Raw genomic sequence first — 14,216 nt, 5'->3', positions numbered from 1 at the left:
CGCGGAACATCGAATGGGGCGGCAATAACAGGCAAGGAGCGCCCGCCTGCGCCAGTTCAGGCGCGGCGGACGCTCCCCGGAGGTCAACCGGATGAACGCGCGGGCAGCCGGTAGGTCTCGATCGGACGGCCGTCTTCAAAGGCATAAAATCCATAGTAGTGACGCTTGACGTCACTTTCTTCCCTGCTGTAATAAACTTCCCAGATCCGTCGGCCTTCGGCGTACCCCGGACGGATGCGGATGATGGACGCATCCGGAACCGCGCGGCGCACGTCTTGCCGCAGCCGGCCGACATCGTAGGCCTCTTCCGCATGGACACTCTCGATCCTGTCCGCGAACGCCCACACATAAAGATCTTCCCCGTCTTCCCGCTCGCCGCGGATAATCCAGACGATGTCGTCCCATACGAATTTGACCGCCGATTCGACTTTCGTCAGGCCGGCTTCCGCCTTCACCCGCCGGATCGCTTCGCGCTCTTCCCGAACATAGTCGCTTCGGGCCCACTGAAAATACAGATTGAGCAGCATCAGCACCAGACCGATCCCGAGCAGGATGATGACAGCCCAACGCTTCGGCGTCATGAAGCGGATATCGGATTGCCGGCGCCTCATGTCGCCGAGCTCAGCCTTTCGAAGCGGGCGGCCGCTTCCGCGGCGATCCGTTCTTCGTCCAGCCGCGTGCAGGTCCGATTCCTCACGACTTGCACGCCGTCGACCCAGACGTGTTTCACATCTCTGCCGTTGCCCGCGTAGACCAGATGGGAGATCAGATCGGTCCGCGGATAATAGTGCGGCTGGTCGATGTCGAGGGCCACAATGTCCGCCCGCATGCCGGGCTTGAGGCTCCCGATCTCGTCCGACTGCCAGATGGCCTTCGCCCCGTACACCGTTCCGAGCTTGAGCGCTTCATAAGCGGGCACCGCCGTCGGATCGCCGGATACGCCCTTGTGAATGAGCGCCGTGAGCCGTATTTCGTCGAAAACGTCAAGGTTGTTGTTGCTCGCCGCGCCGTCCGTGCCGAGCGACACGGTCACGCCCGCGCGGAGCATGTCCGGCACCCGCGCGACGCCGCTGGCAAGCTTCAGATTGCTCGCCGGGTTGTGGGAGACGGCAACGCCCCGTTCGGCGAGCAGCGCGATCTCGTCATCGTTCAGATGGACGGCATGCGCCACAAGCGTCGGCCGGCTGAACATGCCGAGCCGGTCAAGATGCTCGACCGGCCGGACGCCGTAATCGCGCACGTTCTGCTCCACCTCCGCGGCCGTCTCCGACATATGGGTGTGCATCGGCAGATCGAGATCGTGCGCGGCCTGCACGAATTGCTCGATGAACGCCGGCGGACAAGTGTAGGGCGCGTGAGGCGACATCATGACGCGGATGCGGCCGTCCGCCTTGCCGTGCCAATCCCGCGCGAACCGAATCGCGTCCTCGAGCTTGGCGCGCTGCTCCGCCTCGGAGCACAGGCCGATGACGCCCCGGGCCAGCACGCCCCGGAGGCCCGCCTGCTCGACAACCTGCGCCACTTCATCCATATGATCGTACATGTCGACGAACGCCGTCGTCCCGCGCTTCAGCATCTCGACGGCCGCAAGCGCCGCGCCGGCGCGCACATCTTCCGCCGTGAAGCGCGCCTCGAGCGGCCAGATTTTATTCTGCAGCCAGTCCTGCAGCACCATGTCGTCGGCATACCCGCGAAGCAGTGTCATGGCTGCGTGGCCGTGCGTGTTGATCAGCCCCGGCATGAAGAGCAGCCCGCTGCCGCTGATCCTTTCCGCCCCGTCGGCCAGCGCGCCGGGATGCGCTTCGGCAAGGTAGACGATCCGGCTGCCTTCCACGACCAGATGGCCGTTTACAATCGGCTGGCCGTCGTCCATGGTCAGAAACGTGCCGCCCTCAATCCACCACTTTGTCGTCATCGTGATCCGCATCCTTTTCCAAATAATAAGCAAGGCTGAGCAGTTCGGTCGTGAAATCGGCGTGATGCACCCGCACGGACGGCGGCACTTTCAGAATGGCCGGCGCGAAATTCAGAATGCCTTCGATGCCGGCGTCCGCCAGCTGATCCGCCACTTTCTGCGCCGCCGCGGCCGGCACGGTGATGATGCCGATCCGGATTTGCAGCGCTTCGACCGTCGCCTTCAGCTCCTCCATCGGCTGCACGCGCATCGTGTTGATATGCATCCCGATCTTGTCGGGATGATCGTCGAACACCGCGACGATCTTCATGTTGTCGCGGCTGTACCGGTTGTAGTTGCAGAGCGCCTGGCCGAGATTGCCCGCGCCGACCAGCGCGACATTGATTCCCCTGTCCAGTTTCAGGATGTGCCGGATCTTGCTGATCAGGTAGGAGACGTCGTAGCCGATGCCCTTGCGGCCGAATTCGCCGAAGTACGCCAGATCCTTGCGGATCTGCGCGGGGTTGAGGTCGAGCTTGCGTCCGAGCGCCTGCGACGAGACGGTCTGCACCTCGCCGCGCGAAAGCTCGTTGAGCGCCTGAAGATAGAGCGGCAGTCTGCGCACGACCGCCTCGGATATTTTCGTCTGCTGCTTCATCACGCGGATCCTCCCTGCGTCGTCCCGGTTTCACTCAGCCACTCCCGAATGCGCGGCACAATCTGTTCGATGTGCATCGTCTCGATCTTGGGGCCCGGCAGCGAGTACAGAAAATATTTGCCGTAGCTCGTGTCAATGACGCGCGTGTCGTACAGGATGACGATTCCCTTGTCCTTCGCCGTGCGGACGAGGCGGCCGAAGCCTTGCTTGAAGCGGATGACCGCCTGCGGAATCGACAGTTTCATGAACGGGTTCTTCTTCTCCGCCGCCAGCTGTTCCGATTTCGCTTCAAGCAGCGGATGGTTCGGCGGGGTAAACGGCAGCCGCACGATGGCGAGACATGTCAGCGCGTCGCCCGGCAGATCGACGCCTTCCCAGAAACTGCTCGTGCCGAGCAGCACCGAGGCCTGCTGCTGCCGGAACCGGCGGACAAGCTTCGTCCTGCCGCCGCCGTCGATGCCCTGGCCGATGACGGCGATTCCCGCTTCGGCAAGCCGCTCTTTCAGCGGCTCATACACCTGCTTCAGCATCCGGTAGGACGTGAACAGGACGAGCATCCTGCCCGATGTCTCGCGCGCCACGTCGGCCAGCGATTCGACGAGCGCGGCAAGGAACGCCGGATCCGCCGACGCCCCCTTGATCGGCGGCAGGTTGCGCGGAATGACGACCAGCGCCTGATCGCGATAATTGAACGGCGACGGCAGCTGCACGGTCGCGAGCCGGCCGTCCGCTTCGAATCCGGACAGCCCGAGCTGTTCGGTCGCATACTCGAACGACTTGTGCACGCTGAGCGTGGCCGAGGTCAGGATGACACTCCGCTTCGCATCGAAGAAATATTGCTTGAGCAGTCCGCTGACATCGGCGGGCACGGCGTACAGATGCACCGACCGCGACTTGTAGAACGCGTTTGCCTCCAGCCAGTAGACGGTCCCGCCTTCGTCCAGCTTGACGAAGCCGTGCAGGTCGTCGCGGACGCGCGCCAGGTCTTTCACCCGGCCCGCGGTGTCGACCGCCACCGCTTCGACTTCGGCGTCGTCGCAATGTTCCTTGAGCTCCGCGAGCAGCTTCTCGAACGTGCGGATGATCTCGTTCAAGGAAGCGAACACGTTCGCTTCGGCTGTCCGCACCGCTTCCCATTCGGCCGGTGGCTTGTCGGTCTTGAGCCGCATGACGCCCTGCCCGCCGTCGGCGTCGGGCTCCGGCTGCGCCAGCCGATACAGCAGTTCGAACAGCTCGTCCCAATGGATGCGCAGTTCGCCGAACACCGGAACGGCCTTCTCGATCGTTGCGGTCCAGCTTTCAGCGCGCACATGGCCGGTGGATGCGATCTTCTGTTTGAGCTGGAAGATGAGTCCCGTGCGGGCGTCCTTGCAAAGCCGCGTCAGCGGATGCATACCGCTGTTGTAAGAGAGCTGCATGCCGAGATGTTTGCCGGCAGCGTCATCCAGATGATGGGCCTCGTCGACGATGAGGTGGTCGTATGCGGGCAGCAGCCGGTATTCGGCGCGGATGTCGGTGAACAGCAGCGAATGGTTCGTGATGACCAGATCCGCATGAACGGCTTCCTGTTTCGCCCGGTGATAGAAACAAAGCTTGAACCAGGGACAGGAGCGGTTCAGGCACGAATCGGCGTCGCTGGCGACGGTATGCCAATATTCGGCCCCCCGCCCGCCGAAGTTCAGCTCCTCCTGGTCGCCGTGCTCGGTCTCGCCGAGCCAGACCAGCATCTGAGCCGTCGTCAGCCGGTCATCCGCGGGCGCGGTATAATCGCGCGCCGCGATCTTGCTCTCGAACTTGCGCAGGCACAGGTAGTTGCCGCGGCCCTTGAAGACGGACGCCTTGAACGGCAGCGGCAGCACCTTGGCAAGCAGCGGCACATCCCGCTCGCGGATCTGTTCCTGGAGATTGATCGTATGGGTGCTCACGACTATTTTCTCATCTTGGCGGATACCATAGAAGAGAGCCGGAATAAGGTAGCCGAGCGACTTGCCCGTGCCCGTGCCGGCCTCGATCATCAGATGGCGCCCGGATTCCAGCGCGTCGTACACCTCGCGGAACATGCGCACCTGCGACTCGCGCGGTTCGTACCCCGGAACATGTTCCTTCAGCCGGGCGAGCGTCTCTTCCAAAAACATCTCAAAATCCAGTTCGCGCAGCCGTTCGGCCGATTCCGGATCATCGTGGCGCGGCGGTTCTTCGTCCGTCCATTCACCGACCTTGAGCGCGAACTGGCGATAGTAGCGGTAGCCGTCCGGATCGGCGGCGGCCAGACGCTGCCTTCGCTGCAGCGCGTCGTGAACGATCCAGCCGAGATCGTCGCCGTCGCCGAGCTGCGAGGCCAGCCGCTCCAGCGTCAGCAGCGGCAAATTGCGCAGTTTGTCCATGCAGGCCTTGAAGAGAAGGGCGGTCGCCATGGCGTCGCTGTCGGCCTGATGATGGCGTTCGTGCTCGATGCCGAACACTTCGGATACGGCGCCCAGCTGGTAGGACGGCTGGGTCGGATACAGGATGCGCAGCAGCTGCAGCGTGTCCAGCACCCGGCCCGTGAACGGCATGTAGCCGCACCGGTCCAGCGCCTGATTGAGGAAGCTGACGTCAAATCCGGCGTTGTGCGCCACCAGCACCGCGTCACTCAGCAGCGGAATGACCTCGAGCAGCACATCTTCCGGTTCGGGCGCTTCGCGCACGTCTTCATCCGTAATGCCCGTAAGCTCGGTGATAATTGCGGGGACCGGGACTCTCGGGCGCACATAGGACGTATAACTCCCGGTCACGCCGCATTCATCATCGAGCAGCACGATGCCGATTTGAATGATATCATCTTCGTTGCTATGATTGCCGGTTGTTTCCAGATCGAGGACAGCAAATTTCATCCGGTACGTTCTCCTCACGTGCAGCCGAACTCGGAATTGCCGAAATACAGCGTCAAAGGTCCGGCGTTCGATCTGCAGTTTGCCAGATTGCGCGCGGCGCCGGTGAAGGCGGGATCCGCTTCGCAGGCTTGTTTGAAATATTGAACCGCCTGCTCCAGATTCGCCGTGACGGCCTGAATGCAGCCGAGCGCGTTCAGGCCGAGCGCCTTCAGCTTCGGCTGCGACGCCGTGCGGACGATGAACAGGAAGTGGCGCTCGGCGTTCTCCCATTCGCGGAGATGCATGTAGGACATCGCCAGGAACATTCGTGCCGCCAGCGATTCGGGACAGAGCTCTACCGCCCGGCTGAACGACGCGGCCGCGTCTTTGTACATGGCCAGATCGTAGTAACCCTGGCCGGCGGTGAGATGGCGTTCCGCTTCTTCCCTCGCCGCTTGCGACGGACCGGTTTCCGCTGATGCCGACGGGGACGGTTCGGCCGTTCCGAGCACGTGACCGGCTTCCGCCGATGCCGCCGGCGCGGCATGTCCGATCTCCCCGAGTATCGGCGCCGCTGCGGCCAGCGTTTGCTTGCCGCCGTCCGCTTCGCCGAATGACGTCATCTCCCGCAGCCTCGCCAGCTTCTCTTCCACCTGCAGCCAGCCGTCGACGATCATGTCGCTCATGTCCTGGATCTTGCTCAGCTGCGCTTCGATCAACCCGCGCTGCGCCGCATCCGCGGCAGGATATCGCGTCAGCATTTCGTCAAGCATGTCGTTCATGACTTTGAACCATTGCCTGACCACCCTCGCCGCCCCCTTCGCCTTGGGCCTTCCGGCGCGCTCCGCCGGTATGCTCATTCTGCGCCGAAGCGAGGGGGAACTATACTGCGGGACTCAAGTTACATCCCGCAACTGAAGCCGGATTACGGCCGGGCTGGCGGATTGCAGTATTACAGGATCGTTGCGTGCTCTTCCTTGCCCGTCATGCCGGCCGGACGATTCCCTTCGTCCATGAGGACGATCCGCGGACGATATTCACGGGCTTCCTCTTCGGTCATCAGCGCATAAGAGATAATGATGACTTTGTCGCCTGGCTGGGCATGGCGGGCGGCGGCGCCGTTCAGGCAGATGACGCCCGAACCGCGCGGACCGGGAATGACATACGTCTCCAGCCGGGCGCCGTTGTTGATATTGACCACCTGAACCTTTTCGTTCTCCCACAGGTCGGCCGCCTCCATCAGATCTTCATCGATCGTGATGCTGCCCACATAGTTCAGGTTCGCTTCCGTTACGGTCGCGCGGTGGATTTTCGACTTCATCATGTTCCGCATCATGGTATCCTCACTCCTTTCCCGCCGGCCCCGTTGCAAGCAGCCGGTTGTCGATGAGCCGCGTCCGGCCGAATTTGACGGCCAGCGCTGCGATGAACCGGCTGCCCGGCGGCATCTGATCGAACGGGATGTCCGCCGGAGGCTCCAGATTCGGCCAGGTGAGCAGTTCCGCATAATCCGTCTCGGCAAGCGGCGCGCGCTTGATGTGCGCATGCATCGCCGCTTTAAGCTCGCCGGGCGTCATGCCGGGTTCGCGGAACTTCTGCTCCGCCAACTCGAGCGTTTCGTACAGAATGACGGCCTGGCCCCTCTCTTCCGCGTTCAGATAGACATTTCGCGAACTGAGCGCGAGTCCGTCCGGTTCCCGCACCGTCTCGCACGGCACGATGCGGACGGGGAAGTTCAAATCTTCGACCATCCGCTCGATAACGGCAACCTGCTGCGCGTCTTTCAGGCCGAAATAGGCTTTATCCGGCATGACAATATGAAAGAGTTTGCTGACGACGGTGCCGACGCCGTCGAAATGGCCGGGTCTCGACGCCCCGCACAGCCGGTCCGTAAGACCGGCGATCATGACGCGCGTCGCGGTCGGGCGCGGATACATTTCGGCCACGGACGGCATGAACAACAGATCGGCCCCCGCCGCTTCGGACACCTGCCTGTCCCGCCCGGCATCGCGCGGGTACCGCTCGAAATCTTCATTCGGGCCGAACTGCAGCGGATTGACGAAGACGCTGACGATGGTGAGCCCGTTCTCCGCCGCCGAGCGGCGGATCAGGCTGGCGTGGCCTTCGTGCAGATAGCCCATCGTCGGCACGAATCCGACCGTGCCAGCGGGGTTCTGCCTGCGCCATTCGGCGATGGCGGCGCGAAGTTCGGCGATCGTCTCAATGACCCGCATCTTGTTTCGCCTCCCCGCCGCCGTACAGCTGCGCGGCGATTTCCGACGCGCCCGGAAAACTGTGCTCGGCTCCGGGGAACGTTCTGGCCTTCACATCGCGCACGTAGGCGCCGATGGCGTCGCGGATGGTCGTGCCGACATCGGCGTAGGTTTTCACGAACTTCTTGCTTCGATACGGAGAGGCGTACCGGATCATGTCGTGATAGACGAGCACCTGGCCGTCGCAGGCGGCGCCGGCCCCGATGCCGATCGTCGGAATCTTGAGGGCGCGCGTCACCGCTTCAGCCGCGCCGTCAGTCACCAGTTCGAGCACGATGGCGAACGCGCCGGCTTCTTCGAGCGCCTTCGCGTCATCGATCAGACGGCGGATGTCCGCCTCCAGCTTGCCCTGGACTTTGTACCCGCCGATTTGGTGAATCGACTGCGGCAGAAGTCCGATATGGCCCATGACCGGAATGCCGGCCGCCGTCAGGGCGGATACTTCATGGGCGATGTCCGCGCCGCCTTCCAGCTTGACCGCCTGCACGCCGGTCTCCTGCATCAGTCTGCCCGCATTGCGGAGCGTCGACTCCGCGCCGAGCCGGTAGGTCATAAACGGCAGATCGGCCACGATGAATGTATCGGGTGCGCCGCGCCTTGCGGCGCGGGCGTGATAGATGATGTCATCCAATGTCACCGGCAGCGTCGTGTCGTAGCCGAGCACGACATTGCCGAGCGAATCGCCGACGAGAATGGCGTCCACGCCCGCTTCCTCGGCCAGCCGTGCCGAAGGATAGTCGTACGCGGTCACCATGGAGATCGGGATTCCGTCCTTTTTCATTTGCAGCCATTTCGTCACGGTAAGTGCCTGCATGCCGCATGGTCCCTCCCATTCGCCGCCGAACGTTCCGCACCGGTGCGCCCTCATTTTTCCGGAAAAAGCAAAAAACCTTCCGGCAGCAACGCCGTAGGTCCTCAGACGACAACAGGAAACATCACGGTCAAGCGTGCTTCCTTCTGTCTCGGTCCCTCGCGGCTCTGAGCAGAATGCGCCAACCCGGATGAACGTTCCGCGCAAGATGAAATTCAAATCCATAAGTCCCGAGTGCGATTCGCGAAAAATGCGATACCGCCTCTTGCCGACAAGTATAGCACGGCGGGGCCCGAAAAGAAAGCGGCGGACATTCGTTCGTCCGCCGTCCGGCGCGTCATTCGAATTCCGCCGAAAACACTTCCCGCACCAATCCGTCCGCCGTCCGGACGCGCAGCGCGCCGTTGTCGGAGAGGCCGAGCGGCACGCCTTCCACGGTTCCTTGCGGCGTCTTCAGGACGGCCGGCTTGCCGAGCGAGACGGACCACGCTTCCCAGAGCAGCCGGATCGGGCCGAATCCGTCATTGCGGTAAATGTCGTACAGTTCTTCGAGCGATTCGAGAAACTGCGCCGCCGTTTCCGTCCGGTCAAGCGGCCTGCCGGCGGCCATCCGGAGCGAAACGGCTTTCGACCTCAGCTCGGGAGGGTAATCCTCCGGCTCGAGGTTGACGCTGATGCCGATGCCGGCGACGACATGGCGCAGCCGCTCCTCTTCCGCGCTCGATTCGAGCAGGATGCCGCTGATCTTGCGGCCGTCAATCAGCAGATCGTTGGGCCATTTGATGCCGATCTCAAGGCCTGTCTGTCGTCGCAGCGACCGGCAGAGGGCGGCGGCGGTCAGCAGCGTCAGCTGCGGCGTGCAAAGGACCGGAACGTTCGGCCGGAGCACGAGGCTCATCCACAGTCCCTTGTACTTCGGCGACAGCCAGCTCCGCCCCATCCTGCCCCGTCCGCTCGTCTGCTGCTCCGCGATGACAAGCGTGCCTTCGGGCGCCCCTTCTTCGGCGAGCCGCTTCGCGGCATCCTGGGTCGAGCCGATCTCGTCGTACAAGTGAAGCGACCGGCCGAGCGACTTCGTCTTGAGGCGCGACATGAGCCCGGTCGCCGTCAGCCGGTCCGGCGTTCCCGCCAGCCGATATCCCCGGTTGCGGCTCGCTTCGATCGCGTAGCCTTCCTCCGTCAGCCTGCGGATATGTTTCCAGACCGCCGTCCGGCTGATGCCGAGCCGGCGGCTCGCCTCTTCGCCCGAAATGTACTCGCCTTCGCGTTCCGTCAACATTTCCAGCAGTCGTTCTCTCATGGTTCGTCCTTCCCGTCCGGTTCATTGTCCAGAATGCGCAGCGCCCTCTCGAGCAATGCCCGACGTTCGTTGGGCAGGCGGCCGGCGGCCGTCTCCAGCAGCAGCCGATCCATCGTCCGCTTGATCCACGGGCCGCCTTTCCTGCCAGCCGCTTCCGCCAATTCCGTCCCGTCGAGCGCCAGCTCCGCCGCCGCAAACGCCGGGATGTCCGCCAGCCATGCCGACCATCGGGCCAGTCGATCCGCCGGGACGGGACTGATGCCGGGAAGCGCGCGCATGACGTCCAGCCAGTCTGCCGCAGCCTGGCGCCCGTGGCGCAGCGCAAGCGCAGCCCATGCTTCGCGGGTATCGGGAATGCTCGCCGCGGCGGCATGCAGTTCCAGCGGCGCGAAGATCGCGCGCATCCGCTTCTTGCCGAACGCGAACTGCGACATCCAATGGTGAGCCGCCTCCGGCGAAACGTTCGACGCCGCCCAAAGCGCGATCCACCTGAGGTCGCCCGCCTCCAGGCCGGACAGCTTCACCTTCCCCGCGCATGCCGGAAGACCGTTTGTCTCCAGCGGCGTCTTCGTCGTCCGCCATAGACAGGAGCGGATGAACAAAGCGGCCGCCCGGTCCGGATCGGCGCCGCGGACCATCTTGTCCAGTTCGGCACCGACGCGTTCCAGCGCGATATGACGCAACAGCCCGGCGTTCCGCCTGAGCGCGCGCCATGTCGACGGCGCGATGCGGAAGCCAAGCTCCGCCGCGAACCGGACGGCCCGGACCATGCGCAGGGCGTCTTCACGGAATCGTTCGTCCGGACTGCCGACGCAGCGGATGACACCGCGTTCAAGGTCGGACATCCCGCCGAACGGATCGATTACCCGGCCGTCCGCGTCCATCGCCATGGCGTTGACCGTGAAATCCCTGCGCTTGAGATCGGTCCGGATGTCGTCGACGAATGCGACATCCGACGGTCGGCGATGGTCGTCATAGTCCGATTCCGTGCGGAACGTCGTCACTTCATACGACCGGCCTTTCACGAACACGGTTACCGTGCCGTGCCGGATGCCGGTCGGGACATGCTTCGGAAAGATCGCCATGACCGCTTCCGGCCGCGCGGACGTCGCGATGTCGACATCGCCGATCGGCCGGCCGAGCAAGGCGTCGCGGACGCAGCCGCCGACGAAATACGCTTGGTGGCCGGCGGCGCTCAATCGTTCGATCACCGGCATCGCGTCTTTCAGCTTTCCGTCCATGGCGGCGCACCACCTCTCGCGCTTATTCGCACACCGGTATCGGAATATCGGCCTCGATCCCGAGCACGCGATAATAGATGCGCTCGTATTCCGCGGTAATCCGGTCATTGCAGAACGTCGTGCGGGCCCGTTCCAGGCATGCTTCCCGGAACCGTGCGTACGTCGATTCGTCGCTCAGCAGCTGAACCGCGTATTCGGCCATCCGCTCCGTATCGCCGACCGGCGCGAGGAAGCCGGTCGTGCCGTGCGCGACAAGCTCCGGAATGCCGCCGGCGAGTGAGCCGATCGTCGGCACGCCGCAGGCCATCGCTTCGAGGGCGACGAGGCCGAAGCTTTCTTTCTCGGACGGCAGCAGCAGCAGGTCCGCGACGGAAATGACCTGCGCCACGTCGTCCTGCTTGCCGAGGAAGGTGACGCGGTCCTCCAGGCCGAGCGATTCGACCTGCCATTGTATTTTCGACAGTTCCGGACCTTCCCCGACGAGCAGCAGACGCGAAGGCAGCTTCGCGTTCACGCGCGCGAACACGTCAACGACGTCGCCGACCCGCTTCACCGGCCGGAAGTTGGAGATGTGCATCAGCACCTTCTCGCCCGGCGCGGCGTATTCGTTGCGCAGCGAACGGCATTCCCGCGGGTAGTAGACGCGCTTGTCGACGAAATTGTACGTCAGATCGATCGGCGTCTCGATATCAAGCCGTTCGCGGGTCTCCCGAATCAAATCCCGCGAGACGGCCGTCACCGCATCGCTCTGATGGATCGCGAGCCGGATCAGATCGCGCAGCGATTCGTCCTGTGCCAGCACCGTGATATCGGTGCCGTGCAGCGTCGTTACCGTCTTGATGCCGCCGTCCAGCATCTGTTTCGCCAGCCAGGCGCAGATGGCATGCGGCACGGCGTAGTGGACGTGCAGCAGATCCAGTTTCTGCATCCGCGCGACCTGCGCCATCTTGCTGGCCAGCGACAGATCGTACGGCGGATAGCGGAAGACATAATAATTGTTCACTTCGACTTCATGGTAATAGATGTTGCGCTGGAACTTGCCGAGCCGGAACGGAATGCTGTGCGTAATGAAATGAATCTCATGCCCTTTCTCGGCGAGCAGCTTGCCGAGTTCGGTCGCGACGACACCGGATCCGCCGAGCGTCGGGTAACAGGTAATGCCGATCTTGAGCGGTCTGGCCATGGATGCTCCTCCTCTCGCTTCGCGGTGCGCTCAGAACAGATGCACCTCAAAGGGGCGCTTCACCGCGAAGCCTTCGGCAAATGCCCACTGACGCTGGCCGCCGAGCAGCCGGTCGCGGGCTTCGACATTTTCGACGTAGCGTTGGTTCAGCGGCGTCGCTACCGTATCCGGCCCCGATTCGAACTGCGACCGATAGGCCGACAGCGCGCGGCGCTTCGCGTCGTACCAATCCGAAACATTGACGATCAGATCGACTTCCGCCACATCATTGATATAGTAGAAATACATTTGCTCCACCTGGACCGGTTCGAGTTCGGGCATGTACCGGCGCAGCTTCGCATTGAAAACCGCCTCTTCCACGAGGCGGCTCGCGGCGTTATGGTCGGGATGGCGGTCGTTCCAATACGGCGCGAACACGATCCGCGGCCGAAGTTTCCGGATTTCGCGCACGATGGACGCCATCTGATCCGGCGAACCGGTCAGCCCCCGGTCAGGCAATCCGAGACAGGAGCGATACGCCAGCCCGATCGCCTCGGCGGCTTCCGCGGCCTCGCGCTGCCGCAGTTCCACCGTCCCGTTCGACGACATTTCCGCGCGGGTCAGATCGCAGATGCCGAAGCGGATGCCGGCCTGCGTATGCTTGGCGATCGTCGCGGCCATGCCGATCTCGACATCGTCCGGGTGGGCGCCGAACGCCAGCATGTCGACGGCAACCGTCATGACCGCCAGTCCTCCGGCTTGTATTTGTGGACAAGCTCCCGCCACGCGAATTCGCCGCGCTCGAGCGCTTTGACGAGCAGTTCGGCCGTGGCGACGTTCGTGGCGACGGGAATGCCGTACACGTCGCAGAGGCGCAGCAGCGCGTTGATATCCGGTTCATGGGGTTGCGCCATCAGCGGATCACGCAGGAAAATGATCAAATCCATGACATTCTCCGCCACCAGCGCGCCGATCTGCTGGTCGCCGCCGAGCGGCCCCGACATGAACCGGTGCACCGTAAGCCCGGTCTGCTCCATGATCCGCTTGCCGGTCGTGCCGGTGGCATACAGATCGTGATGGCGGAATACATGCTCATAAGCGATGACGAAATTGACCATTTCGTCTTTCTTCCGGTCGTGCGCAATGAACGCAACCTGCATCCGCGCCGTCATGAACGTTTCTCCTCTCCGCCGTCCATCAGATGCTCGAATCCGTAGACGAGGCCGGTATAAGTCATCACTTTCTGCACCGCGGTCTTGACCCCCGGCATGTAGCCGGCGCGGTCATACGAATCATGCCGGATGCGCAGTGTCTGTCCGAAAGCGCCGAAGATCACTTCCTGCTGGGCGAATACGCCGGGCAGCCGGACGCTGTGGATGCGGAATCCGTTGTAATATCCGCCGCGCGCGCCTTCCAGTTTCTCTTCCTCATCGGGATGCCCCTGTTTGAGCTCACCGCGCACTTCGGAAATCAGTTCCGCGGTCTTGATGGAGGTGCCGGACGGCGCATCCAGCTTCCGGTCCCCGTGATACTCGATAATCTCCAGATGCGGGAAGTAGCGCACCGCTTCCGCGGCGAACCGCATCATCAGAATGGCGCCGATCGAGAAGTTGGGCGCGATCAGGCCGCCGATACCGCGGCTTCTGCACAGCTTGTCCAGTTCGTCAATCTGTTCCGGCGTGAAGCCGGTCGTGCCGACAACGGGACGCACACCGTATGTAATCGCCGTCTTCGTGTTGTCGTAAGCCGACTGCGGCACCGTAAAATCAACCAATACGTCGACTGCGCCGCCGCGCAGCGCTTCCTCAAGGTCGCCGGTGATCGTGACGCCGCAGGCGGGCAATCCCGCAGCGGCGCCCGCATCCTGACCGGCCGACGTGCGTCCGACGGCGGCCGCCAGTTCAAAAGCCGGTTCTTCCAGCACCATTTTGACGACTTCACGTCCCATTTTGCCGCTTGCGCCCGCAACCGCGACGCGAATCTTGTCCGTCATGCCTTCCAACTCCTGTTCCCACTTGAGTAATG

General features: G+C 63.2%; 14 protein-coding genes. All 14 read right to left on the bottom strand.

Going from position 1 to position 14,216, the window contains the following annotated elements; all coding sequences use genetic code 11:
• Window positions 1-83: 83 nt before the first annotated feature.
• Window positions 84-611: a cell wall elongation regulator TseB-like domain-containing protein gene (locus tag KJQ12_RS10270; RefSeq protein ID WP_213484598.1), complete on the bottom strand. Its 528-nt coding sequence runs from the start codon at window positions 609-611 to the stop codon at window positions 84-86.
• Complete coding sequence (locus tag KJQ12_RS10265; protein ID WP_213484597.1) at window positions 608-1,915, bottom strand: amidohydrolase; 1,308 nt, start codon at window positions 1,913-1,915, stop codon at window positions 608-610. The genes KJQ12_RS10270 and KJQ12_RS10265 overlap by 4 nt, the downstream gene beginning before the upstream one ends.
• On the bottom strand, window positions 1,893-2,552 hold the full coding sequence (locus KJQ12_RS10260) for a redox-sensing transcriptional repressor Rex (protein WP_213484596.1): 660 nt from the start codon (window positions 2,550-2,552) through the stop codon (window positions 1,893-1,895). The genes KJQ12_RS10265 and KJQ12_RS10260 overlap by 23 nt, the downstream gene beginning before the upstream one ends.
• On the bottom strand, window positions 2,552-5,425 hold the full coding sequence (dinG, locus tag KJQ12_RS10255; RefSeq protein ID WP_213484595.1) for an ATP-dependent DNA helicase DinG: 2,874 nt from the start codon (window positions 5,423-5,425) through the stop codon (window positions 2,552-2,554). The genes KJQ12_RS10260 and dinG overlap by 1 nt, the downstream gene beginning before the upstream one ends.
• 14 nt (window positions 5,426-5,439) lie before the next feature.
• The gene (locus tag KJQ12_RS10250) at window positions 5,440-6,210 is read right to left on the bottom strand and encodes a tetratricopeptide repeat protein (RefSeq protein WP_213484594.1); all 771 of its coding nucleotides are present in this window, start codon (window positions 6,208-6,210) and stop codon (window positions 5,440-5,442) included.
• 146 nt (window positions 6,211-6,356) lie between these two features.
• Window positions 6,357-6,740 (bottom strand): aspartate 1-decarboxylase, encoded by a 384-nt coding sequence (panD, locus tag KJQ12_RS10245; RefSeq protein ID WP_213484593.1) that lies wholly within the window; start codon window positions 6,738-6,740, stop codon window positions 6,357-6,359.
• Window positions 6,741-6,747: 7 nt separating this feature from the next.
• Window positions 6,748-7,638, bottom strand: a complete 891-nt coding sequence (panC, locus tag KJQ12_RS10240; protein WP_213484592.1) for a pantoate--beta-alanine ligase — start codon at window positions 7,636-7,638, stop codon at window positions 6,748-6,750.
• The gene (gene panB, locus KJQ12_RS10235) at window positions 7,625-8,491 is read right to left on the bottom strand and encodes a 3-methyl-2-oxobutanoate hydroxymethyltransferase (protein ID WP_213484591.1); all 867 of its coding nucleotides are present in this window, start codon (window positions 8,489-8,491) and stop codon (window positions 7,625-7,627) included. Before panB ends, panC begins: the two co-directional genes overlap by 14 nt.
• A 334-nt stretch (window positions 8,492-8,825) precedes the next feature.
• On the bottom strand, window positions 8,826-9,788 hold the full coding sequence (locus tag KJQ12_RS10230) for a biotin--[acetyl-CoA-carboxylase] ligase (RefSeq protein WP_213484590.1): 963 nt from the start codon (window positions 9,786-9,788) through the stop codon (window positions 8,826-8,828).
• The gene (locus KJQ12_RS10225) at window positions 9,785-11,029 is read right to left on the bottom strand and encodes a CCA tRNA nucleotidyltransferase (protein ID WP_213484589.1); all 1,245 of its coding nucleotides are present in this window, start codon (window positions 11,027-11,029) and stop codon (window positions 9,785-9,787) included. The genes KJQ12_RS10230 and KJQ12_RS10225 overlap by 4 nt, the downstream gene beginning before the upstream one ends.
• A gap of 22 nt (window positions 11,030-11,051) precedes the next feature.
• Entirely contained in the window at window positions 11,052-12,212 is a 1,161-nt protein-coding gene (gene bshA / locus KJQ12_RS10220) for an N-acetyl-alpha-D-glucosaminyl L-malate synthase BshA (protein WP_213484588.1), read from the bottom strand.
• Between the two features lie 30 nt (window positions 12,213-12,242).
• Window positions 12,243-12,932 carry a bacillithiol biosynthesis deacetylase BshB1 gene (bshB1, locus tag KJQ12_RS10215; protein WP_213484587.1) on the bottom strand — a complete coding sequence of 230 codons (690 nt, stop codon included), beginning with the start codon at window positions 12,930-12,932 and terminating at the stop codon, window positions 12,243-12,245.
• Window positions 12,929-13,351 carry a methylglyoxal synthase gene (mgsA, locus tag KJQ12_RS10210; RefSeq protein WP_213484615.1) on the bottom strand — a complete coding sequence of 141 codons (423 nt, stop codon included), beginning with the start codon at window positions 13,349-13,351 and terminating at the stop codon, window positions 12,929-12,931. The genes bshB1 and mgsA overlap by 4 nt, the downstream gene beginning before the upstream one ends.
• Window positions 13,352-13,359: 8 nt before the next feature.
• Window positions 13,360-14,184 (bottom strand): 4-hydroxy-tetrahydrodipicolinate reductase, encoded by an 825-nt coding sequence (gene dapB, locus KJQ12_RS10205; RefSeq protein ID WP_213484586.1) that lies wholly within the window; start codon window positions 14,182-14,184, stop codon window positions 13,360-13,362.
• Window positions 14,185-14,216 lie beyond the last annotated feature (32 nt).

Source organism: Thermobacillus xylanilyticus, from assembly GCF_907165215.1.
Taxonomy (GTDB): domain Bacteria; phylum Bacillota; class Bacilli; order Paenibacillales; family Paenibacillaceae; genus Thermobacillus; species Thermobacillus xylanilyticus.
Note: the sequence above shows the minus strand (reverse complement) of the source record. Positions and strands in the feature narration are given on the sequence as shown.